We start from the raw sequence: 19,279 nt of genomic DNA, 5'->3' as shown, positions 1-19,279 counted from the left end.
CGCGCGCATTCCCGACATTTGGGCCGAATCTGCGAGGGGCCGGCACAGGGAGGGGACGGGCGCGCGGGATATCGTGGGGCCATGAGTGAACCTGGGCACGGCCGCGTCGCGGTCTACATCGACTTCGACAACATCGTCATCTCCCGCTACGACCAGGTGCACGGACGCGGGCAGTTCATGCGCGACCGGCAGAAGTCGTCCGGCGACAAGCCGAAGCCGGCCTTCGCGGCCAAGCTCGAGGAGGCCAGGGTCGACCTGGGCGCCATCATCGACTTCGCGTCGTCGTTCGGCACCCTCGTGCTCACCCGGGCGTACGCCGACTGGTCGGCGACGGTCAACGCGGACTACCGCGGACAGCTCGTCGGGCGCGCCGTCGACCTCGTCCAGCTCTTCCCCGCCGCCGCCTACGCCAAAAACGGCGCCGACATCCGCCTGGCCGTCGACGCCGTCGAAGACCTCTTCCGCCTGCCCGAGCTGACCCACGTGGTCGTCGTGGCCGGCGACTCCGACTACGTGCCGCTGGCCCAGCGGATCAAGCGCCTCGGCCGCTACGTGATCGGCATCGGCGTCGCGGGCTCCACCGCGAAGTCGCTCGCCGCCGCGTGCGACGAGTTCGACAGCTACGACGACATCCCGGGCGTCGCGCACGACGAGGTCGCGGACGACTCCGCGGACGACGTCGTCGAGGAGGCCGCGGCCGAGGAGGCCGCGACCGGAACCGCCGCAGCGGACGCGGCCGGCACCGACACCGTCGCCGCCGAGCCCGAGGCCGACGGCGACACCGCGAAGACCGAGCCCTCGGCTCCGGCTCGCGGGTCCCGCTCGCGCCGCAAGCGCGCCCCGGCCGAGCAGCCGGCCGACGCCGCCGAGGCCGCCGAGCCCACCCCGGTGGAGCAGGCCGACGCCGAGCTCCAGGCCGAGGCCACGCGCCTGCTCACCCGCGCCCTCCAGCTCGGCCACGAGAAGGACGACACCGAGTGGCTGCACAGCTCCACGGTGAAGGGGCAGATGAAGCGGATGGACCCGTCGTTCAGCGAGAAGGCCCTCGGCTTCCGCTCGTTCAGCGATTTCGTGAAGTCGCGGAGCCCGATCGTCGAGCTCGACGACAGCTCCACCGCCCAGATGGTGCGGCTGGCCCCCACCCGGTCGCGCCGCGCCCGCCACAGCGGCCGCGCGACCGACACCGTCTCGGCCTGACGCCCGCCGTCAGGCCCGGATGCGGGGCCGCCGCTCGGCCGAGACGCTGAGCCGGCACACAGCATCCGGGCGTTGACTGGCCCCATGGCACGACAGTGGATCGCGACGCAGTGGGGTGGACCCGAGGACTGGGAGCTGGTGGAGCGGGAGGTCGCCGCGCCGGGCCCGGGAGAGGTCACCATCCGGGTGCGCGCCGCCGGGGTCAACCCGGCCGACTACAAGCACGTCTCCGCTCCCCGCTCCGGCGTGGAGCTGCCGGTCGCCATCGGCTACGAGGTCGCCGGTGTGCTGAGCGCCATCGGCCCGGGCACCGAGATCGGGTCCGGCCCGGCGGAGGTCGGCGACGCGGTCGTGGCCTTCCGCATCCAGGGCGGCTACGCCGACGAGGTGACCGTGCCCGCGAAGGACGTCTTCGCGAAGCCGGAGCGCATCCCCGACGAGGAGGCCGCGAACCTCCTCCTCGCGGGCACCACCGCGGCGCAGATGCTGCACACGGTCGGCGCGCGGGCGGGCGAGACCATCCTGGTGCACGGGGCCTCCGGCGCCGTCGGGGTCAGCATCCTGCAGCAGGCCGGGGAGCTCGGCGTGCACGTCGTCGGCACGGCGAGCGAGGCCAGCTTCGCGCGCGTGCGCCGCTTCGGCGGGGTGCCCGTGCTCTACGGCGAGGGTCTCGCCGAGCGGGCGCGTGCCGAGGCGCACGGCCCGATCGTGGCCGCCCTCGACACCGTCGGGACCGACGAGGCGATCGACGTCTCCCTCGAGCTCGTCCCCGACCGCGCCCGCATCGTGACGATCGTCGCCGCCGCCCGCGCGCAGAAGGAGGGCTTCGCGGCCGTCGCAGGAGCCCAGCCCGAGAGCCAGGCCTACCGGGACTCCGTGCGCGCCTCCCTGCTCGAGCTGGCCGGGAGCGGCCGGCTCCAGGTGCCGATCGCGCGCACCTATCCGCTGGAGGAGGCGCCGGAGGCCCTGCGCTTCCTCGCCCAGGGCCACCCGGGCGGGAAGATCGCGCTGCTGCCCTGAGCGCTGAGCCCCGGTCCCGCGGAGCGCACTCCGCTCAGCGCTCGCTGCCCTCGGCGGTAAGCGCTCAGTGTCGGGCGGTCACTCGACCTGCAGCTGCGTGCGGGCCGGATACGGGCACAGCAGGTAGGCGTGACCGTGATCGCGCTGCCTCCCGTGCTCCTCGATCCGGGATCCGCAGAGCGGACACACCGCCGCCTCGGTCCTCGGCGCCTCCGGCCCGTAGGGGCCGAGCGGGGGCGGTCCGAGCACCGGGAGCAGTTTGGCGTCGAGCCACTCCGCCGCCCGTTCGGCGCGGTGGCCGCGCCGTTCGTGCACGTTCTCCATACTCCGGATGGTAGGCCGGTCCGACGCGGCCGGCGCCGTCTCCGATGCGACTGCCAGACCACCTTCAGACGGGACGCCGGCCGCGCGCGCTACTCGCTGAAGTGGCCGGCCTCGGCCTCCTCCTCGGTCATCACGACCATGCCGCCGGTGCGCTGGCTGGAGTGCAGCAGCGCCTCCATCCACCGCTCGTTGAGCACGGGAGGGCGGCTGCCGGCGAAGACGAACGCCATCGGGATCTCGCGGCTGATCCAGAGGCTCATCCGGCCGCCGCCCTGCTCGGGCGGGATCTGCCAGTTGAGCAGGAAGCTCTCGTGCCGGCGCAGCTTCGTGACCAGCGCGATCTTCACGTGCGAGAGCGTGCGGTCGTCGAACTCGTACTCCTGCGCGTTGCCGTAGAGCAGCTTGCCCATCGTTCAGCCCTCCTTGCGCTGCTGCGACCGCGCGGCCTTGTAGGTGCCCTCCGGCACCTCCTCCCGGATCTCGGCGCGCAGGGCGTCTTCGAGCACGAGGCCGCCGTTGCCGTTCGCGCGCTCGGTGAGCAGCCCCAGCCACTCCCGGTTCAGCTCGGGGAACTCGGGATGCGAGAAGACGAACTGCAGGCTGATCGCCGGGTCGAGCCAGATGGAGCGCAGCGTCCCCTCGGCGCCCACGGTCGTGTCCGTCCAGATCAGGAGGAATCCCTCCCGCCGCCGGAGCTTGGTCGCGATGACCGCCTGCAGGTGCGCCAGCACGCGGTCGTCGAATGCGAATCCGTCCGTGCCGTCGTAGATCAAAGTGCCCATCGTTCCTCCGCGTCCCACTTTCGCGTCGGGCGGGCGCGTCGTCAAGTGATCCACGGGCCGCGGCGTAAAGTCCGGGCCATGGACGCTCTCACGCGAACCATCAAAGCGGCCCTCCTCTACGAGGACGGCCGGACTCTGGACAGCGTCGTGGTCGTGCCTCTGATCGGCGGATGCCCGCCGGGCGAGATCCGCGTCGCCACCCTCTTCGCCGGTGCACTCGCGTACGACGTGTACGAGCTGGCGGACGAGGAGGAGTACGCGGGCGTGCCGGCGTATCCCTACCGTTCCACCATCCCCGTCACCACCGACGACCTCCAGGACTGACCGCCGACCGGCCGGCCCTGATTAGGCTGGGCGGGTGACCTCTCCCGCCCCGGCTCCGCGACCCCGTGGGAGCAGGGTGGGCGCCGCCGTCGCTGCGCTCAGCATCGGCACGGTGCTCAACCCGCTCAACTCCTCGATGATCGCGGTCGCGCTCGTGTCGTTGCAGCGCGACTTCCGGGTGGATGTGACCACCGTCACCTGGGTCATCACCTCCTTCTACCTGGCGTCCGCGGCCGGCCAGCCGCTCATGGGGCGGCTCGCGGACCGGTTCGGTCCGCGCCGCCTGTTCCTGTTCGGGATGGTCGTCGTCGCGATCGCCTGCGCGGTGACGCCGTTCGTGCAGTCCTTCGCCGCCGTCTGCGCGGGCCGGGTCGCCCTGGCGATCGGGACGGCGACCGCGTTCCCCTCCGCCATCGCCATGCTGCGGCCCCTCTCGGCCGGGTCGGACGTGGGCACGCCGCGGCTGCTCGGCCGCCTCCAGATCGCCAACACGTCCGGCGCCGCGATCGGCCCGGTGCTCGGCGGGGCACTCGTGACGTTCCTCGGCTGGCAGTCGATCTTCTGGGTGAACGTGCCGCTCGCCGCGCTCGCGTTCATCGGCGTCTGGGTGTTCGCGCCGCCCGACGCCGAGCGCGAGCGCGTGCCGCTGTCGCGCACGCTGGCCGAGTCGGACATCCCGGGCATCCTGCTCTTCGTCACGACACTGAGCGCGCTCCTGGTGTTCCTGCTCGACCTCTCCCCCGCGCCGCTCTGGTGGCTGCTGCCGGTGTTCGCCGCCGCCGGCATCGCGTTCGTCTGGCGGGAGCTGCGCACGCGGCACCCGTTCCTCGACCTGCGCCTGCTCGCCGCCAACCGCCGCCTGATGATGGTGTACCTCTGCTTCGCGATCTTCAGCGTGGTCTACTACTCGGCGTTCTTCGGCCTCCCGCAGTACCTGCAGGCGCACGCGGGATACCCGGCGGGCATCGCGGGACTGCTGATGTTCCCGCTCGCGGCGGTCACCATCGTCGCCACGCCGCTCGCCGCGCGCGCGATCGAGAGCGTCGGGCTGCGCCGGACCCTGCTCTGGGGCGCGTCGTCCCTCATCGTCGGCGCCGGCCTGCTCGCGGTCGCCGCCGTCTCGACCGCGCCGTGGGTGGTGCTGCTGCTGACCGCCGCCCTCGGCATCCCCTACTGCGTCGTCAGCATTTCGATGAACCAGGCGCTCTACGCGTCGGCCCGGCCGGAGGACAGCGGCGTCGCCGCCGGCATCTTCCAGACCTCCCGCTACGTGGGCGCGATCGTCGCCACGACCCTCCTCGGCCTGCTCTTCGCCGGAGGGACGACCGCCGGCAGCTGGCTCACCGCCGTCGCCGTCGCGGCCGGGCTGGCCGTCGTGCACCTCGGCCTGCTGGTCTTCGTGCGGCCGCAGGGGCGCGCCGCGGCGGCCTGAGCGGCTCCCGCCTCGCAGACACGGGGCTCCTGCGACAACGGTGCGTGGGACGTCCGCCCGAGGTCGCCCCACGCACCTCCTCCGTGCGAGTGCACTCTCGTCATCATCTCTCCGCCGCCCGGGCGGAATCCGTGGTCGCGCGATACTCGGAGCGCGCTCCCATCACGCCCTCAGGGAGCCGCTGTCGCGCGGTCCGGGAGGCCCTCGGCCAGCTCGGCCATGACGTCAGCGGCGTCGCCGTGGCGGGCGAGGGCCGCGCTCTGCCCCATCCACAGGGACAGCAGTTCGTCGTCGTCCCGCTCGCTCGCGGCGCGGCGGAACACCCCGGTGAGCGCATTCTGCACGGGGAACGGCGCGACCGTGCCGCCGTGCTCGATCTCGCGGACCGCGCGGTTGGGCAGACCGCGCGCCAGCCGCCCGCTCATCGCCCGCGTCAGGACGGTGTCCGCCGCCTCCGCCGCGCGGATGCGCGCCCGGTGCGCCTCGGGGGCGGCCGACTGCCGGGTGGCGAGGAAGGCCGTCCCGATCTGCACGGCATCCGCCCCGAGGGCGAACGCTGCCGCAACGCCCCGCCGGTCCGCGATGCCGCCCGCGGCGACGACCGGCACCTCCACCGCGTCCACCACCTGCGGCACGAGGGCGAGCCCGCCGACGAGGCTGTCCTCCGCGGGCGCCAGGAAGGAGGGGCGGTGCCCGGCCGACTCGGAGCCCGACGCGACGATCGCATCCACCCCGCCGGCCGCGAGCGCGCGGGCCTCGGCGACGGTGGTGGCCGTGCCGACGACGACGATCCCGCGCTCGTGCGCGGCCGCGACGACCTCCGCCGAGGGGACCCCGAAGATGAAGCTCAGCACGGCGGGTTCGGCGGCGAGCGCCGCCTCGAGCTGCTCGTCGAACGAGGGCGGCAGCGCGATCGGCCAGGCGGGGCGCTCCGCCACGGCCGCGTCGAACAGGGCGCCGAGCGCCTGGACGTACGTCGCGTACTCGTCGCGTCCGACCGCGTGCTCGCCGGGCAGCTCGAGCGGCAGCCAGAGGTTGAAGGCGAACGGACGGTCGGTGCGGGAGCGGAGGGCCGCCGCGGTGGCCCGGATGCGTTCGGCCGTGAAGCCGTAGAGCCCGAACGACCCGAGGCCGCCCGCCGCGCTGACCGCCGCGGTCAGCTCCGCCGACGAGAGGCCGCCGAACGGCCCCAGCACCAGGGGGAGCTCCACTCCGACGAGCTCTGCGAAACGCATTCCGGCCTCCCGACGGTCCTGTGCGCGAGCGCGATCATCCGCCCCGTCGATCCTAGCCGCGCCGCCCCGGCGCAGACCGGGTACCGTCGAGGCGATGGATATCACCGCCCCCACCTCGCTCGGCCCGGGCCGCCTCGTCGTCGCGGAGGCGGACGCACCGCGCGGCCTGCTCTGGCTCGGCCACGGCGCCGGGGGCGGCATCGACGCCGTCGACCTGGCCGCGCTCGCCCGCGCGCTGCCCGAGGCGGGCGTCACCGTGGTCCGCTACGAGCAGCCCTGGCGCGTGGCGGGCAAGCGGGTCGCCTCCCGGCCCGAGGCGCTCGACATCGCGTGGCGGGAGACGGCGCCGCTGGTGACGGACCTCGCGGCGGGCCTCCCCCTGCTCGTCGGCGGTCGCAGCGCCGGCGCCCGGGTCGCCTGCCGAACCGCGACGGAGGTCCGAGCGGCCGCCGTGGTCTGCCTCGCCTTCCCCCTGCATCCTCCGGGGCGTCCGGAGAAGTCCCGGCTGGCCGAGCTGCTGCTGCCGGAGGCGCCGGTGCTGGTGCTGCAGGGCGACCGCGACACCTTCGGGACGGCGGAGGCGGTTGCGGCCGAGACGGCGGGCCGCGACGGGATCCGGGTCGTCCCGGTGCCCGGCGTCGATCACGGCATGAAGACGCTCGCCTCGTCGGCCCTCGATCCCGCGGGCGTCGCGGAGCTGATCGTGGCCGCGGTCGGTGGCTTCGTCGACGAGCTCGTCGGCCGACGCGCCTGACCACGGCGTGAACCGCGCGGCCCCACCGGCCGCGCACACCCGTCTCCGACCATCTTGCTATTCAGTGTTGCTATCTACCGGTACTCGGCGATACTATCTACCAGTACCAAGCAACACTGAGTAGCCGGAAGGAGAGTCCATGAGCAAGCAAGCGACCGAGATGCTCAAGGGGACCCTCGAGGGCATCGTCCTCGCCATCCTCCAGGCCCGGCCCGCGTACGGCTACGAGATCACCTCGTGGCTGCGGGATCAGGGCTTCACCGACATCGCCGAGGGCACGATCTACGCGCTCCTCGTGCGCATCGAGCAGCGCGGCCTCGTGGACGTGGAGAAGGTCCCGTCCGAGAAGGGCCCGCCGCGCAAGGTGTACTCGCTCAACACGGCGGGACACGAGTACCTCGACGAGTTCTGGAGGACGTGGAGCTTCCTCGCAGAACGACTGGAACAGCTCCGACACGAAGGGGAGAACTGACATGGCGGCCAAATGGGTCGAGGCGATCACCGGATCGCTCGAGCAGAAGAAGCAGTACCGGCAGTACCGGGCGCGGCTGGAGGCCCTGCCCGAGCCCTACAACGCCGTCGCGAAGGCCGTGCAGCGGTACTTCATGTACAACGGCGGCGTCGAGGACGGCGACACGCTCGTCACGATGATGGGCGACTTCGTAGACCTCTGGGAGGGCGCCGCGGCAGACGGCACCCCCGTCCGCGACATCGTCGGGGAGAACCCGGTCGAGTTCGCGGAGGCGTTCGCCGAGGCCTACACGGGCAAGCGCTGGATCGACAAGGAGCGCGCCCGCCTGAACGCCGCCGTCGAGGCGGCCGAGACGAAGCAGGAGGCGGAGGAATGACCACCGCGACCGTCGAGCGCGGGCCCGCCATCCAGGTCCGCGGGCTCGAGAAGTCCTACAAGAAGGTCAGCGTCCTGCGCGGCGTCGACTTCGACGTCGAGCGCGGCAGCATCTTCGCCCTGCTCGGCTCCAACGGCGCCGGCAAGACGACGGCGGTCAAGATCCTCTCGACGTTGCTCAAGGGCGACGCCGGGAAGGCCGTCGTCAACGGCTTCGACGTCGCCACCAAGGCCGCCGAGGTGCGCGACTCGATCAGCCTGACCGGTCAGTTCGCGGCGGTCGACGAGATCCTCACGGGGCGCGAGAACCTCATCCTTGTCGCCCAGCTGCGGCACCGGAAGAAGCCGGCGGCGATCGCGGACGAGCTGCTCGCCCGCTTCTCGCTCACCGACGCCGGCTCCCGCAAGGTCGCGACCTACTCGGGCGGCATGCGCCGCCGGCTCGACATCGCCATGAGCCTGATCGGCGACCCGCCGGTGATCTTCCTCGACGAGCCCACCACCGGTCTCGACCCGCAGGCGCGGATCGAGGTCTGGGAGGCCGTGAAGGAGCTCGCCGGCCGCGGCACCACGGTGCTGCTCACCACGCAGTACCTCGATGAGGCCGAGCAGCTCGCCGACCGCATCGCCATCCTCCACGAGGGCCGCATCATCGCGAACGGCACCCTCGCCGAGCTGAAGCAGCTGCTCCCGCCGGCGAAGGTCGAGTACGTCGAGAAGCAGCCCAGCCTGGAGGACGTCTTCCTCGCCATCGTCGGCGATGGCACGACCTCGAAGGAGTCATGATGTCCACCGCGACCTTCCTCAGCGACACCGCCGTCCTCACCGGGCGGTCCATGCGCCACATCACGCGCAGCCTCGACACCATCATCACCACCGCGCTCATGCCGATCGCGTTCATGCTGTTGTTCGTGTTCGTCTTCGGCGGCGCGATCGACACCGGTTCGTTCTCCGGCTCGTACGTCGACTACCTGCTGCCCGGGATCCTGCTGATCACCGTCGCGACGGCCATCTCGTACACCGCGTACCGGCTGTTCATGGATCTGCAGGGCGGCATCTTCGAGCGCTTCCAGTCCATGCCGATCGCCCGGTCGAGCGTGCTCTGGGCCCACGTGCTGACCTCCCTCGTCTCCACGATGGTCTCGGTCGCACTGGTCGTGCTCGTCTCCCTGCTGGTCGGCTTCCGCACCGGCGCGAGCGTGCTCGCCTGGCTCGGCGTCGCCGGCATCCTGGTGCTGTTCAGCCTGGCGCTCACCTGGATCGCCGTCATCGCCGGCCTGTCGGCGAAGACCGTGGACGGTGCGGGGGCCTTCGCCTACCCGATCATCTTCCTGCCGTTCATCAGCTCGGCCTTCGTCCCGACCGAGAGCATGCCCGGCCCCGTCCGCTGGTTCGCCGAGAACCAGCCCGTCACCTCCATCGTCGACTCGATCCGCGCCCTGTTCGCCGGCCAGCCCGTCGGCACCGACATCTGGGTCGCCCTCGCCTGGTGCGTCGGCATCCTGGTCGTCGCCTACGCCGTCGCGATGGCCGCCTACCGCCGCCGGGTCACCGCGGGGTGAACCCTCTCCCGCCGGCCTCGTCCGGCACCGGCTTCCGCCACCCCGCCCGGGGCGGCGGCGGTCGCGTTTAACCGCGGAGGCGTCAGCCCAGCGTCCGCCGCATCACCCAGCGGTCCGCTCCCCCGGAGTGCGCGCTCGTCTCCGCGTACCGCTCGAAGCCGTGCTTCTCGAACAGCGCCACCGTGCCGACGTAGCCGCTGATCACATCCACCTTCTCGCCGCCCGTGTCGACCGGGTAGCCCTCGACGATCGTCGCCCCCGACGCCCGCGCGTGCTCCACCGCCCCGTCGAGCAGCTGGTGCATCACACCCCGCTTGCGAAAGCCTCCCCGCACCACGAAGCACACGATCGACCACGGGTCGAGCTCCTCGTCCAGGTGCGGGATGGTGCGGGAGTTCAGCAGCCGCCGGTACGTCGACTTCGGCGCCACCGAGCACCAGCCCGCCACCTCGCCGTCGAGGTACGCCAGCACCCCAGGCCCCGGCTCGGACTCGCACTCCGCGTGCATGTACTCGATGCGCGCGGGCATGTCGAGCCGCGCATCCCGGTACGACATGCACACGCATCCCCCGCCGCCGGGCTTGCGCGGCACCATGAACGTCGCGAAATCATCCCAGCGGCCCGTCGCCGGCAGCACTTCGATGGACATGCCGGAAGCGTAGCGGGAGGCGGCGACATCGGTGGCAGCATGGGCGCATGCCCGGCGACCTCCTCATGCGCATCCACAGCCCCGAGTTCCAGGCCATGTCGGAGCGCGTCCTCGAAGCGACCGCCCTGACCTCCCGGCTCAACGTCCTCCCGTTCGACGACGACGCGGGCAAGGCCGAGCTGCTCGCGAGGATCCTCGGCCGCCCGGTGCCCGACCGCACCACCATCTACCCGCCGTTCTTCACCGACCACGGGCTCAACCTCGAGCTGGCCGAGCGCGTCTTCATCAACCAGAACTGCACCTTCCTCGACTACGCCGGCATCCGCCTCGCCGAGCGCGTCATGATCGCCCCCAAGGCCACCTTCATCACCGTCGGCCACCCCGTCGACACCGACGACCGCCGCATCTGGCTCACCGGTGGCCCCATCGTCGTCGAGGAGAACGTGTGGATCGGCGCCGGCGCCACCATCCTCCCCGGCGTCACGATCGGCCGCGACTCCGTGATCGCGGCCGGGACCGTGGTCGCGGAGGACGTGCCGGAGGCGAGCCTGGTCGCCGGCCCGAAGGGCGCGATCAAGCGGCGGTGGTGAGAGGCGACGCCGCGCCTGACGCACATTCCGCGCTGTGACTGCTCCGCCACGGGACACCGGCGCCCGGGCGCCGCACCGCAAACGTCCCGGCGCATGGCAGACGCCTCTGCGGCGAGCGCCGAGGCGGCCTCACCCCAACCGCTCGAACACCATCGTCGCCTGGATGCGGTCGCCTCCGCCGATCCCCTTGCTCCCCGATGCGGCTGTCGAGATGGTGTGCAGTCGATAGCCGAGCGCGGCCTGCGCGTTGATCGCCCGCTCGAGCTCGGTGAGGTTGCCGGATCCGGTCCCCCACAGTTTCTCCTTGAGGATGACCTGCAGCACCACGTAACTCATCCCGGTCGGCGCCGGCCTCGGCTTGCCACCCGAGACCGCATCCGCCTCGATCCGGTCGATCATCCCGCCGATGCCCCCGGCGCGTGGAGGCGGCGGCTGCACCTTGTCCGTCCACACGGCGCCGTCCCACCACCGCATCGTCCCGGAACCGTCGTCGTACCAACCGGCCTGTGCCGCAGCTGCCATGTGTCTCGCCTTTCTCGAATGTCTCTGCCGATCTTGGCGGAGCCGCAGGCACGCCGCATCAGCCCCGAAGAGGTGGCACACCCGTTGTGGCGGGGAAGATCCGGCAGCGGGAGTACCCTCAGCCGCAGCACCCGCACCAGCCGAAAGGACACCCATGCCGCAGTACGCCGTCCTCATCTACACGGGCGATTCCGCGCACCGCCTGGACGCGACCGAGGAGGACCTCGCGGAGCCGAACTCCCACGGCGACGCCCTCGCCGAATCCGGCGCCCTCCGCACCGCCTACGCGTTCACGCCGCGCGATCTGGCCCGCTCCGTGCGCGAGAGCGGCGTGACCCACGGCCCGTTCGTCGACGCGCCCGTCGCGGTGGCGGGCGTCTACGTCATCGAAGCGCCGGACATGGATGCCGCCCTGGCGATCGCGCGCACCAACCCGGCCATCCGCGGGGATGCGGGGGTCGAGGTGCGGCTGGTGCACAGCGGTGGGGTCGTCGGGCAGTAGGGGTTGGTAGCGGAGGAGTTCTCAGACGACGCGCCGGGCAGAGGCAGGGTGCGGAGGGGATCCGTCCGGATACCGGCCGGGATCTCCTCCGTTGGCTGCGAGTGGGCCCTCGACCGGGACGCGGGACTCGGGACGCCACGACGTGATGCCGCCGCATTGACTCCGCGCCTGCTGCCTCACCCCGCGGACCAGAGCTCCTCCGCCTCCAACGTCAGATCGATCACCTGCCGCAGAAGACCTCCCACCGATGTCGACTTCAACAGGGTGTACCTGTCGTACTCCCCCAGCGGGGCGATCGCCGCCAGCTGCCACGCCGCCGCCACGGGATCGTCCGACAGCTCGACATCGGCATCCGCCCGCGGCTCCGCGACGCGGGCGATCGAACGGCGGACGACCGCTTCCGCCTCGGCCCGCAACGGTGCGAGCGCGTCGGACCACTCCAGATCCGGCAGCATCGCGAGCTCGGCCCGGGGATACGGGTCCTCGTCGACCCAGCGCTCGACCGTGAACCGCCGTGTCCCCACGCCGACGATGAGCAGGTCGTCGGCTCCCGCAGCGGCACTCACAAGACGCGCCATCGTCCCGACCGCGGCGCGCTGGTCCCCACCTCCGGCTTCGGATCCGCGCTCGATGAGGACCACGCCGAACTCGAACCCCGGTTCGACCTCGTCGAGCAATCGGCCGACCAACGTGAGATACCGCGGCTCGAACACCCGCAACGGGATCGGCACGCTGGGGAACAGCACGGATCCGAGTGGGAACATCGGTGAGGCGGCCATACTCCAGTCAAACACCGCTGACGTAGGCTGAACAGGTGCCCCGACCGCGCCCCGAGATCCCAGGACCGGGACAGGAGTCCGTCTGGGACTACCCCCGGCCGCCGCGCATCGAGCGCGTCCACGTGCGTGTCACCATCCGCCTGGGCGGGCAGCTCATCGTCGACACCCGAGACGTCGTCCGGGTGCTCGAGACCAGCCACCCACCGGTGTACTACCTCCCGATCACGGACTTCGCGGCCGGCGCGCTGGCCGACGCCGACGGTTCGTCGTTCTGCGAGTTCAAGGGCACCGCGCGCTATCTCGACGTGCGCGGCGGAGGCGAGGCCCGGTCCGCTTGCGCGTGGAACTACCCGCATCCGTCGCCCGGGTACGAGCCACTCCAGGGCCGCGTCGCCGTGTACGCGCAGCAGATGGACGAGTGCACGGTCGACGGCGAAGTCGTCACGCCGCAGCCCGGAGACTTCTACGGCGGCTGGATTACGAGCGCCGTGGTCGGGCCGTTCAAGGGGGTGGCGGGGTCGCTGGGGTGGTGAGGGCCGCCGCGGATACACACACGTCGAACCGGAACTCACGTGCCTTGGACAGTGTCGGCAACGGAGGAAACCACCGGCGACGCGCCGGCCAGAAACAGCTAACGGAGGGGATCCGACCGGGAACCGGCCGGGATCTCCTCCGTCAGCGACGAGCGGGCGCGAGGCCGGCCCGCCTACACGTTGAACCGGAACTCCACCACGTCCCGTCGAATTTGAACGTCTCTTCCGATAACGGCAAGGACCACCTGTTTCACTTGGTGAACCCTGCTCGAGCACCTCGCCGCACACTAGACTCGGCCGTACCCGGTAGCAGGACCGCGTATGCGCGACGATTGCGTCCCCGTCGATGCGAGCGTCAACGCATATCCTCGGAGGCAACAACGGTTGGAGTCGCGGCCCAACGAGGGTGGCCGTCTCGCTCGAGGAGGGAAACGGACTCGAAGTAGTTCCCATCGGGATGCGGGTTCAACCGCAACGTGACGTCAGCGTCCACAGTCGGCTATCCAGGCCCAATCTGCGTCGGTCAGGAGGAACACGCTGCGCGACGGGTCGGGCTGCACGAGGCCCGCTCCGGCCCCCTGCAGCTCCGACAGAATGTGCCAACTGACTCGCTCGCGACGATGTTGGACCAGCCAGTCACGTGTAGCGGGCGAGACGTTTGCCCACCATGTCGGTTCGTCGGCCATCCGGCGAGCATAACCGAACAGGCACCTCGCCAGGACGGCAAACCCCAGGGCAGCTAGACATTAAATCTGAACTCCACCACATCCCCGTCCTGCATCACATAGTCCTTCCCCTCCATGCGGGCCTTGCCGCGGGAGCGGGCCTCGGCGACGGAGCCGGCTTCGATGAGGTCGTCGAAGGAGATGACTTCGGCCTTGATGAAGCCCTTCTCGAAGTCCGTGTGGATGACGCCGGCGGCCTGCGGGGCCTTGGCGCCCTTGGGGATGGTCCATGCGCGCGACTCCTTGGGGCCGGCGGTGAGGTAGGTCTGCAGGCCGAGGGTGTCGAAGCCGATGCGGGCGAGCTGGTCGAGGCCGCTTTCGGTCTGGCCGGTGGAGGCGAGCAGCTCAGCGGCGTCGGCGGCGTCCAGGTCGATGAGCTCGGACTCGAGTTTGGCGTCGAGGAAGACGGCCTGGGCCGGGGCGACGAGGGCGGCGAGCGCGGCGCGGCGGGAGTCGTCTGTGAGCACGTCCTCGTCCACGTTGAAGACGTAGATGAAGGGCTTGGCGGTCAGCAGGCCGAGCTCCTTGATGGGCTCGAGGTCGATGCTGGAGGTGGAGAGCGGCTTGCCCTCGTTGAGGTACGCGGCGGCCTCGCGGGCGGTCTCGAGCACGATGGGCTCGAGCTTGCGGCCCTTGACCTCCTTCTCGTACCGCGCCTCCGCCTTCTCGAGGGTCTGGAGGTCGGCGAGGATGAGCTCGGTGTTGATGGTCTCCATGTCGCCGGCGGCGTCGACCTTGCCGGCGACGTGCACGACGTCGGGGTCGCTGAAGCCGCGGACGACCTGCGCGATGGCGTCGGCCTCGCGGATGTTGGCGAGGAACTTGTTGCCCAGGCCCTCACCCTCGCTGGCGCCCTTGACGATGCCGGCGATGTCGAGGAACGACACGGGCGCCGGGAGGATGCGCTCGCTCCCGAAGACCTCGGCCAGCTTGTCGAGCCGCGGGTCGGGGAGGTTCACCACGCCGACGTTCGGCTCGATGGTCGCGAACGGGTAGTTCGCGGCGAGCGCGTCGTTCTTGGTCAGCGCGTTGAACAGGGTGGACTTGCCCACGTTGGGGAGTCCGACGATACCGATAGTGAGAGCCACGGTCGTCCATTCTACGGGGCGGGCGTCACGCTTCAGCCCGCGAGCGCCGCCCGGTAGGCGCGGGTCACGTACGGCAGCTCGATCGTCGCCGCCCCGGCGAGCTCGGGATGCTCGGCGTGCAGCCGCCGCACGGAGGCGATGACGGTCGCCTGCGCGTCCGGGTCCTTGGTGATGAAGTAACTGCGCGATCGCACGAGGTCGAGCAGCCCGTCGAGGTCGAGCCGCTGCGTCCATGGCACGTCGCGCCGCTCCAGCTCGCCGAAGGGAGGCCCGACGACGGGCTCCTCCTCGTCGCCGGAGTACGCATCCCCCGCGCCGATCAGCTCGCCCAGGCGGCGCACCCAGTCGACGCGCTCGTCGCGGTCGTTCCACAGCAGGCCGAGCCGACCGCTGGGCCGCAGGACGCGCGCGACCTCGGGCACGGCACGCTCGGTGTCGACCCAGTGCCAGGCCTGCGCGGCGACCACGAGGTCCTGGGAGGCATCGGGCACCGGGAGGCTCTCCCCCGTGCCGAGACGCGCCTCCACGCCGGGCAGCCGCTCGCCGAGCACGCGCAGCATCTCGGGCGACGGGTCGACGGCGGTCACGGTCAGCCCGGCTTCGACGAGGGAGGCCGTGAGCTTGCCCGTGCCGGCGCCGAGATCGAGCACGGGCCCCGTGACGCCCTCCGCGATCCAGGCGACGGCCTCGGCGGGATACCCGGGCCGGGAGGCGTCGTAGACCTCCGCGGCACGGTCGAAGGAGGCGGCGAGGAGGTCGCGGTCGTGACGCTGGCGCATGCTGCGATCGTACGCGCGGGAGGCGGAGCGAGGCCGGGCGTCGCCGATGCGGCGGCGCGCCCGCCTCGTGCGCCGGCGGTGTCGGCGGGCCGTGCGAGCATGACGACGTGACACTGGACTTCACCGCCATCGACTTCGAGACCGCGAACTCCTCCGCGGCATCCGCCTGCTCCGTCGGGCTGGTGAAAGTCAGGGACGGCCGGGTCGTCGACCGCGTCGGCTGGCTCATCCAGCCGCCGTTCGGGCACGACCACTTCCAGGAGTGGAACGTCCGCATCCACGGCATCCAGCCCGAGGACGTGATCGGCGCTGCGGGATGGGTGGACCAGCTCGCCGACCTCGTCGAGTTCGCGGAGGACGACCACCTCGTCGCCCACAACGCCGGCTTCGACATGGGCGTCATCCGGGCCGCGTGCGCCGCGACCGCCGTCGCCTGTCCCGAGTACCGCTACCTGTGCAGCCTGCAGGTCGCCCGCCGCACCTACTCCCTCGACTCGTACCGCCTCCCGGTCGCGGCGATGGCCGCCGGCTTCGAGGACTTCGCCCACCACGACGCCCTCGCCGACGCGGAGGCGTGCGCCGCCATCGTCATCCACGCGGCGAAGCGCCACGAGGCCGCCACGATCGACGACCTCTCGGCCCTCACCGGCGCCCGGGTCGGCCGGATCGGGATGGTCGCCGCGGCCTGACCCCCGCCCCGCCGTGCGTCGCCTCCCGGCACGTCGCCAACGGTGCGTCGCCAACGGAGGAGATCCGCCCGCCACGCGCCCACATCTCCTCCCGAACCTGCGCAAACCGGCCGCACCGCACCGCATCCCCTCCGCACGCCACCGGCCGTTCGCCCCTCCGCCGCGCGGGAGCACCCCAGTGTCGGACCCCCCTGTCACACTGGCGGCATGGACATCCTCGCCCTGCTCCTCGGTCTCCTCCTGGGCCTCGTCGTCGGCGCCGTCGGTGCCGGCTTCGCCGTCGCGAAGCTGCTGCGCGACCGGGCGGCGAACGCCGCTCCGGCGACCCCCGCGGTCGACCCGGCGGTGATCGAGGCGCGGCATACCACCGCGCTCGCGGAGCTGCGGGCGGCCGAGCAAGCCGTGCAGGCGGAGATCCGGGCCGACCTGGCCGGCGCGCAGTCCCGGGTCGACGCCCTGGAGGAGCAGCTGCGCGCGGCGCAGGAGCTGCAGCGCGAGACCGTCGAGCGGCACCGTGCCGAGGCGCTGGCGCAGACGGAGCGCGAGCGCGCCGAGAGCAAGGTCCTGCAGGCGCTCGCGCCGGTGCGCGAGAGCCTCACCGACATGCAGCGCAAGGTGGTCGCGCTCGAGTCGCAGCGCAGCGAGCAGCACGGTCAGCTGACGCAGCAGCTGCGCACGGCGGCGGAATCGGAGGAGCGGCTGCGCAGCACCGCGGAGGCCCTCGCCTCGGCGCTCCGCTCCAACAGCACCCGCGGTGTCTGGGGCGAGACCCAGCTGCGCAGCGTCGTGGAGGCCGCGGGCCTGCTGGAGCGCGTGGACTTCGACGTGCAGTCGAGCATCCACTCGGAGGCCGGCGCCGGCCGCCCGGACATGATCGTCCGCCTCCCGGGTGGCAAGAACATCGCGCTCGACGCGAAGGTGCCGTTCAACGCGTACCTCGAGGCGAGCCAGATCCCGGCGACGGCGACCGGTGCGGAGGGCGCGCAGCGCCAGGCGCTGATGAAGCAGCACGTGAAGGCCGTGCGCGACCACATCACGGCGCTGGGCAGCAAGGCGTACTGGACCGGCCTCGAGTCCTCCCCCGAGCTCGTCATCGCGTTCATCCCGAGCGAGTCGCTCGTGTCGTCGGCGCTGGAGGCGGACCCGTCGATCATGGAGTTCGCGTTCGGCAAGCGCGTGGCCCTCGCCTCCCCCGTGACCCTGTGGTCCGTGCTCAAGACGGTGGCGTTCAGCTGGCAGCAGGATGTGCTGACCCAGGAGGCGAAGCAACTCTTCGACCTCAGCCGCACCCTCTACAGCCGGCTCGCCACCACCGCGACCCACATCGAGAAGCTCGGCCGTTCCATCGAGCGCACGGTGAAGGACTACAACGGCTTCGTCGGCTCGTTCGAGCGCCAGGTGTTCCCGGCCGCCCGCAAGCTGGGCGCCCTCGACGAGTCCAAGGTCATCGGCGTGATCGAGGGCATCGAGGAGTCTCCCCGCGAGCTCACCGCCTTCGAGCTGACCAGCGAGCTCACCGTCGAGATCGAGCCCGAGCCCCGCGACATGCACGGCATCGACAAGCTCGCACTCGACGAGCAGGAGCGCGCCCACGCGCGGGCGAGCGACGAGCGCGACGAGCGCGACGAGGAGTCCGGCGCGGCCTGACGCGACGGCCCCACCTCGCTACATTCGTGCCGAATGTCGACTCCGGCACCGCCAGAGTCGACATTCGGCACGAATGCGTGTGGGAAAGCCTCCCCTACAGCTGGTCCGGCTCCAGCCACTTCGCGGCGAGGTGGTCCGCGATGACGCGGCGGATGGTGCCCGACTTCGACCGCAGCACGATGGACTCGGTGCGGATGATCGGTCCCTTGCGGCGCACGCCCTCGACGAGGCCGCCGTCGGTCACACCGGTGGCGACGAAGAACGTGTTGTCGCCCTGCACCAGGTCGTCGGCGCCGTAGATCCGGTCGATGTCGAGACCCGCGGCGATGCCGCCGGCGCGCTCCGCATCGTCCTTCGGGGCGAGCTTGCCCTGCATGAACCCGCCGAGCGCCTTGACCGCAGCGGCGGTGATGACGCCCTCCGGGCTGCCGCCGATACCGACGCACATATCGATGCGCGACTCGTAGCGGGCCGCGTTGATGCCGCCGGCGACGTCGCCGTCGAACAGCAGGCGCGTCCCGGCGCCTGCCGCGCGGATCTCCTCGATCAGCTCCGCGTGGCGCGGCCGGTCCAGCACCGCCACGCGGATCTCGCCGACCGGCTTGTCCTTCGCCTTCGCCAGCGCCCGGATGTTGTCCCCGATCGACTGCGAGAGGTCCACGACCCCGGCACCCTCCGGGCCGGTGACGATCTTGGACATGTAGAAGACGCTGGACGCGTCGAGCATGCTGCCGCGATCCGACACTGCGATCACGGAGAGCGCGTTCTGGCGCCCCGCGGCGGTCAGCGACGTGCCGTCGATCGGGTCGACCGCGATGTCGCAGGCCGGCCCGCGGCCGTTGCCGACGTGCTCGCCGTTGAACAGCATGGGAGCGTTGTCCTTCTCGCCCTCGCCGATGACGATCAGGCCGTCGAAGTTGACCGTGCCGAGGAACTTGCGCATCGCATCCACCGCAGCACCGTCGGCGAGGTTCTTCTCGCCCCGGCCGATCCACGGCGTCGCACGGATCGCGGCCGCCTCCGTCGCTCTCACCAGTTCCATCGCGAGGTTCCGGTCGGGATGCAGGAACAGGGATGCGGTGTCGGTGCTGGTCATGATGGGTCCTCCCGGACGGAATCGAACGACATTGTCTTGGGCCGCCCGCGGCGACGCTGCCAGTGTATCCACGCCGTGCGCAGGCGCGGCAGGATGCGCACGAACGTTCACCTCCGATGCGCGTTCGGAACACCCCACGCCGGGCGCCGGGGCGTCGTCGGTATGATGAGACCCGTTCGACACCCTGATTCCCAAGGAGCTGC

General features: G+C 71.5%; 24 protein-coding genes. 14 read left to right on the top strand and 10 right to left on the bottom strand.

Features of this window, described 5'->3' with window-relative positions; all coding sequences use genetic code 11:
- Nucleotides 1–81: 81 nt before the first annotated feature.
- Nucleotides 82–1,197, top strand: a complete 1,116-nt coding sequence (locus tag BGO91_RS21975; RefSeq protein WP_290474858.1) for an NYN domain-containing protein — start codon at nucleotides 82–84, stop codon at nucleotides 1,195–1,197.
- Between the two features lie 84 nt (nucleotides 1,198–1,281).
- Entirely contained in the window at nucleotides 1,282–2,217 is a 936-nt protein-coding gene (locus BGO91_RS21970) for an NADP-dependent oxidoreductase (RefSeq protein WP_290474857.1), read from the top strand.
- Nucleotides 2,218–2,295: 78 nt separating this feature from the next.
- Here BGO91_RS21970 and BGO91_RS21965 read toward each other — a convergent pair whose 3' ends face one another.
- The 3 genes from BGO91_RS21965 to BGO91_RS21955 all read right to left on the bottom strand — a co-directional run bounded on the left by BGO91_RS21965 (nucleotide 2,296) and on the right by BGO91_RS21955 (nucleotide 3,323).
- Nucleotides 2,296–2,541: a hypothetical protein gene (locus tag BGO91_RS21965; protein ID WP_290474856.1), complete on the bottom strand. Its 246-nt coding sequence runs from the start codon at nucleotides 2,539–2,541 to the stop codon at nucleotides 2,296–2,298.
- Nucleotides 2,542–2,630: 89 nt separating this feature from the next.
- Complete coding sequence (locus BGO91_RS21960) at nucleotides 2,631–2,951, bottom strand: hypothetical protein (RefSeq protein ID WP_290474855.1); 321 nt, start codon at nucleotides 2,949–2,951, stop codon at nucleotides 2,631–2,633.
- A gap of 3 nt (nucleotides 2,952–2,954) precedes the next feature.
- Nucleotides 2,955–3,323, bottom strand: coding sequence for a hypothetical protein (locus BGO91_RS21955; RefSeq protein ID WP_290474854.1), 369 nt, complete (start codon nucleotides 3,321–3,323; stop codon nucleotides 2,955–2,957).
- A 78-nt stretch (nucleotides 3,324–3,401) separates the two neighbouring features.
- On the opposite strand from BGO91_RS21955, the gene BGO91_RS21950 reads away from it, so the two are divergent.
- Together BGO91_RS21950 and BGO91_RS21945 are read left to right on the top strand one after the other, a co-directional pair.
- A complete protein-coding gene (locus BGO91_RS21950) occupies nucleotides 3,402–3,647 on the top strand; it encodes a hypothetical protein (RefSeq protein WP_290474853.1) in 246 nt (81 codons plus the stop codon).
- A 34-nt stretch (nucleotides 3,648–3,681) separates the two neighbouring features.
- The gene (locus BGO91_RS21945; protein ID WP_290474852.1) at nucleotides 3,682–5,079 is read left to right on the top strand and encodes an MFS transporter; all 1,398 of its coding nucleotides are present in this window, start codon (nucleotides 3,682–3,684) and stop codon (nucleotides 5,077–5,079) included.
- Between the two features lie 170 nt (nucleotides 5,080–5,249).
- On the opposite strand, the gene BGO91_RS21940 is transcribed toward BGO91_RS21945, so the two are convergent.
- Nucleotides 5,250–6,314, bottom strand: coding sequence for a nitronate monooxygenase (locus tag BGO91_RS21940; RefSeq protein ID WP_290474851.1), 1,065 nt, complete (start codon nucleotides 6,312–6,314; stop codon nucleotides 5,250–5,252).
- 94 nt (nucleotides 6,315–6,408) lie between these two features.
- On the opposite strand from BGO91_RS21940, the gene BGO91_RS21935 reads away from it, so the two are divergent.
- From BGO91_RS21935 to BGO91_RS21915, 5 genes are all read left to right on the top strand, one after another.
- Nucleotides 6,409–7,068, top strand: a complete 660-nt coding sequence (locus BGO91_RS21935; protein WP_290474850.1) for an alpha/beta family hydrolase — start codon at nucleotides 6,409–6,411, stop codon at nucleotides 7,066–7,068.
- A gap of 139 nt (nucleotides 7,069–7,207) precedes the next feature.
- A complete protein-coding gene (locus tag BGO91_RS21930) occupies nucleotides 7,208–7,540 on the top strand; it encodes a PadR family transcriptional regulator (protein ID WP_021765170.1) in 333 nt (110 codons plus the stop codon).
- Between the two features lies 1 nt (nucleotide 7,541).
- Nucleotides 7,542–7,916 carry a DUF1048 domain-containing protein gene (locus BGO91_RS21925; protein ID WP_290474849.1) on the top strand — a complete coding sequence of 125 codons (375 nt, stop codon included), beginning with the start codon at nucleotides 7,542–7,544 and terminating at the stop codon, nucleotides 7,914–7,916.
- Nucleotides 7,913–8,701: an ATP-binding cassette domain-containing protein gene (locus BGO91_RS21920; RefSeq protein WP_290474848.1), complete on the top strand. Its 789-nt coding sequence runs from the start codon at nucleotides 7,913–7,915 to the stop codon at nucleotides 8,699–8,701. The genes BGO91_RS21925 and BGO91_RS21920 overlap by 4 nt, the downstream gene beginning before the upstream one ends.
- The gene (locus BGO91_RS21915; protein WP_290474847.1) at nucleotides 8,701–9,477 is read left to right on the top strand and encodes an ABC transporter permease; all 777 of its coding nucleotides are present in this window, start codon (nucleotides 8,701–8,703) and stop codon (nucleotides 9,475–9,477) included. Before BGO91_RS21920 ends, BGO91_RS21915 begins: the two co-directional genes overlap by 1 nt.
- 82 nt (nucleotides 9,478–9,559) lie before the next feature.
- Here the strand turns inward: BGO91_RS21915 and BGO91_RS21910 are convergent, their stop codons facing one another.
- Nucleotides 9,560–10,126 (bottom strand): GNAT family N-acetyltransferase, encoded by a 567-nt coding sequence (locus BGO91_RS21910; protein ID WP_290474846.1) that lies wholly within the window; start codon nucleotides 10,124–10,126, stop codon nucleotides 9,560–9,562.
- A 47-nt stretch (nucleotides 10,127–10,173) separates the two neighbouring features.
- Here BGO91_RS21910 and BGO91_RS21905 point away from each other — a divergent pair, with 47 nt between their 5' ends.
- Complete coding sequence (locus BGO91_RS21905; protein ID WP_290474845.1) at nucleotides 10,174–10,716, top strand: sugar O-acetyltransferase; 543 nt, start codon at nucleotides 10,174–10,176, stop codon at nucleotides 10,714–10,716.
- 129 nt (nucleotides 10,717–10,845) lie between these two features.
- Here the strand turns inward: BGO91_RS21905 and BGO91_RS21900 are convergent, their stop codons facing one another.
- The gene (locus BGO91_RS21900; RefSeq protein ID WP_290474844.1) at nucleotides 10,846–11,238 is read right to left on the bottom strand and encodes a DUF2510 domain-containing protein; all 393 of its coding nucleotides are present in this window, start codon (nucleotides 11,236–11,238) and stop codon (nucleotides 10,846–10,848) included.
- Nucleotides 11,239–11,392: 154 nt separating this feature from the next.
- Between BGO91_RS21900 and BGO91_RS21895 the strand changes: the two genes are divergently transcribed.
- A complete protein-coding gene (locus BGO91_RS21895) occupies nucleotides 11,393–11,740 on the top strand; it encodes a YciI family protein (RefSeq protein WP_290474843.1) in 348 nt (115 codons plus the stop codon).
- 176 nt (nucleotides 11,741–11,916) lie between these two features.
- On the opposite strand, the gene BGO91_RS21890 is transcribed toward BGO91_RS21895, so the two are convergent.
- The gene (locus tag BGO91_RS21890) at nucleotides 11,917–12,504 is read right to left on the bottom strand and encodes an LON peptidase substrate-binding domain-containing protein (RefSeq protein ID WP_290474842.1); all 588 of its coding nucleotides are present in this window, start codon (nucleotides 12,502–12,504) and stop codon (nucleotides 11,917–11,919) included.
- Nucleotides 12,505–12,554: 50 nt separating this feature from the next.
- On the opposite strand from BGO91_RS21890, the gene BGO91_RS21885 reads away from it, so the two are divergent.
- Entirely contained in the window at nucleotides 12,555–13,052 is a 498-nt protein-coding gene (locus BGO91_RS21885; RefSeq protein ID WP_290474841.1) for a DUF427 domain-containing protein, read from the top strand.
- Nucleotides 13,053–13,791: 739 nt separating this feature from the next.
- Here the strand turns inward: BGO91_RS21885 and ychF are convergent.
- Both ychF and BGO91_RS21875 read right to left on the bottom strand, forming a co-directional pair.
- Nucleotides 13,792–14,865 carry a redox-regulated ATPase YchF gene (gene ychF / locus BGO91_RS21880; RefSeq protein WP_290474840.1) on the bottom strand — a complete coding sequence of 358 codons (1,074 nt, stop codon included), beginning with the start codon at nucleotides 14,863–14,865 and terminating at the stop codon, nucleotides 13,792–13,794.
- Nucleotides 14,866–14,897: 32 nt separating this feature from the next.
- A complete protein-coding gene (locus tag BGO91_RS21875; protein ID WP_290474839.1) occupies nucleotides 14,898–15,644 on the bottom strand; it encodes a class I SAM-dependent methyltransferase in 747 nt (248 codons plus the stop codon).
- A 107-nt stretch (nucleotides 15,645–15,751) separates the two neighbouring features.
- On the opposite strand from BGO91_RS21875, the gene BGO91_RS21870 reads away from it, so the two are divergent.
- Together BGO91_RS21870 and rmuC are read left to right on the top strand one after the other, a co-directional pair.
- Nucleotides 15,752–16,333: an exonuclease domain-containing protein gene (locus BGO91_RS21870; protein WP_290474838.1), complete on the top strand. Its 582-nt coding sequence runs from the start codon at nucleotides 15,752–15,754 to the stop codon at nucleotides 16,331–16,333.
- Nucleotides 16,334–16,540: 207 nt separating this feature from the next.
- Nucleotides 16,541–17,980, top strand: a complete 1,440-nt coding sequence (gene rmuC / locus BGO91_RS21865) for a DNA recombination protein RmuC (RefSeq protein WP_290474837.1) — start codon at nucleotides 16,541–16,543, stop codon at nucleotides 17,978–17,980.
- Nucleotides 17,981–18,074: 94 nt separating this feature from the next.
- On the opposite strand, the gene glpX is transcribed toward rmuC, so the two are convergent.
- On the bottom strand, nucleotides 18,075–19,076 hold the full coding sequence (glpX, locus tag BGO91_RS21860) for a class II fructose-bisphosphatase (RefSeq protein WP_290474836.1): 1,002 nt from the start codon (nucleotides 19,074–19,076) through the stop codon (nucleotides 18,075–18,077).
- Between the last annotated feature and the right edge of the window lie 203 nt (nucleotides 19,077–19,279).

The sequence above is a fragment of the Leifsonia sp. 71-9 genome (assembly GCF_001898805.1).
Taxonomy (GTDB): domain Bacteria; phylum Actinomycetota; class Actinomycetes; order Actinomycetales; family Microbacteriaceae; genus Leifsonia.
Note: the sequence above shows the minus strand (reverse complement) of the source record. Positions and strands in the feature narration are given on the sequence as shown.

What these genes read in the sequence shown, in the direction of transcription:
- BGO91_RS21970 (WP_290474857.1), top strand. Translation starts at nt 1,282, where the DNA reads ATGGCACGACAGTGGATCGCGACGCAGTGGGGTGGACCCGAGGACTGG.
- BGO91_RS21905 (WP_290474845.1), top strand. Translation starts at nt 10,174, where the DNA reads ATGCCCGGCGACCTCCTCATGCGCATCCACAGCCCCGAGTTCCAGGCC.
- BGO91_RS21935 (WP_290474850.1), top strand. Translation starts at nt 6,409, where the DNA reads ATGGATATCACCGCCCCCACCTCGCTCGGCCCGGGCCGCCTCGTCGTC.
- rmuC (WP_290474837.1), top strand. Translation starts at nt 16,541, where the DNA reads ATGGACATCCTCGCCCTGCTCCTCGGTCTCCTCCTGGGCCTCGTCGTC.
- BGO91_RS21910 (WP_290474846.1), bottom strand. Translation starts at nt 10,126, where the DNA reads ATGTCCATCGAAGTGCTGCCGGCGACGGGCCGCTGGGATGATTTCGCG.
- BGO91_RS21940 (WP_290474851.1), bottom strand. Translation starts at nt 6,314, where the DNA reads ATGCGTTTCGCAGAGCTCGTCGGAGTGGAGCTCCCCCTGGTGCTGGGG.
- BGO91_RS21950 (WP_290474853.1), top strand. Translation starts at nt 3,402, where the DNA reads ATGGACGCTCTCACGCGAACCATCAAAGCGGCCCTCCTCTACGAGGAC.
- BGO91_RS21890 (WP_290474842.1), bottom strand. Translation starts at nt 12,504, where the DNA reads ATGTTCCCACTCGGATCCGTGCTGTTCCCCAGCGTGCCGATCCCGTTG.
- BGO91_RS21895 (WP_290474843.1), top strand. Translation starts at nt 11,393, where the DNA reads ATGCCGCAGTACGCCGTCCTCATCTACACGGGCGATTCCGCGCACCGC.
- BGO91_RS21875 (WP_290474839.1), bottom strand. Translation starts at nt 15,644, where the DNA reads ATGCGCCAGCGTCACGACCGCGACCTCCTCGCCGCCTCCTTCGACCGT.
- BGO91_RS21925 (WP_290474849.1), top strand. Translation starts at nt 7,542, where the DNA reads ATGGCGGCCAAATGGGTCGAGGCGATCACCGGATCGCTCGAGCAGAAG.
- glpX (WP_290474836.1), bottom strand. Translation starts at nt 19,076, where the DNA reads ATGACCAGCACCGACACCGCATCCCTGTTCCTGCATCCCGACCGGAAC.
- BGO91_RS21920 (WP_290474848.1), top strand. Translation starts at nt 7,913, where the DNA reads ATGACCACCGCGACCGTCGAGCGCGGGCCCGCCATCCAGGTCCGCGGG.
- BGO91_RS21915 (WP_290474847.1), top strand. Translation starts at nt 8,701, where the DNA reads ATGTCCACCGCGACCTTCCTCAGCGACACCGCCGTCCTCACCGGGCGG.
- BGO91_RS21955 (WP_290474854.1), bottom strand. Translation starts at nt 3,323, where the DNA reads ATGGGCACTTTGATCTACGACGGCACGGACGGATTCGCATTCGACGAC.
- BGO91_RS21960 (WP_290474855.1), bottom strand. Translation starts at nt 2,951, where the DNA reads ATGGGCAAGCTGCTCTACGGCAACGCGCAGGAGTACGAGTTCGACGAC.
- BGO91_RS21965 (WP_290474856.1), bottom strand. Translation starts at nt 2,541, where the DNA reads ATGGAGAACGTGCACGAACGGCGCGGCCACCGCGCCGAACGGGCGGCG.
- BGO91_RS21975 (WP_290474858.1), top strand. Translation starts at nt 82, where the DNA reads ATGAGTGAACCTGGGCACGGCCGCGTCGCGGTCTACATCGACTTCGAC.
- BGO91_RS21930 (WP_021765170.1), top strand. Translation starts at nt 7,208, where the DNA reads ATGAGCAAGCAAGCGACCGAGATGCTCAAGGGGACCCTCGAGGGCATC.
- BGO91_RS21900 (WP_290474844.1), bottom strand. Translation starts at nt 11,238, where the DNA reads ATGGCAGCTGCGGCACAGGCCGGTTGGTACGACGACGGTTCCGGGACG.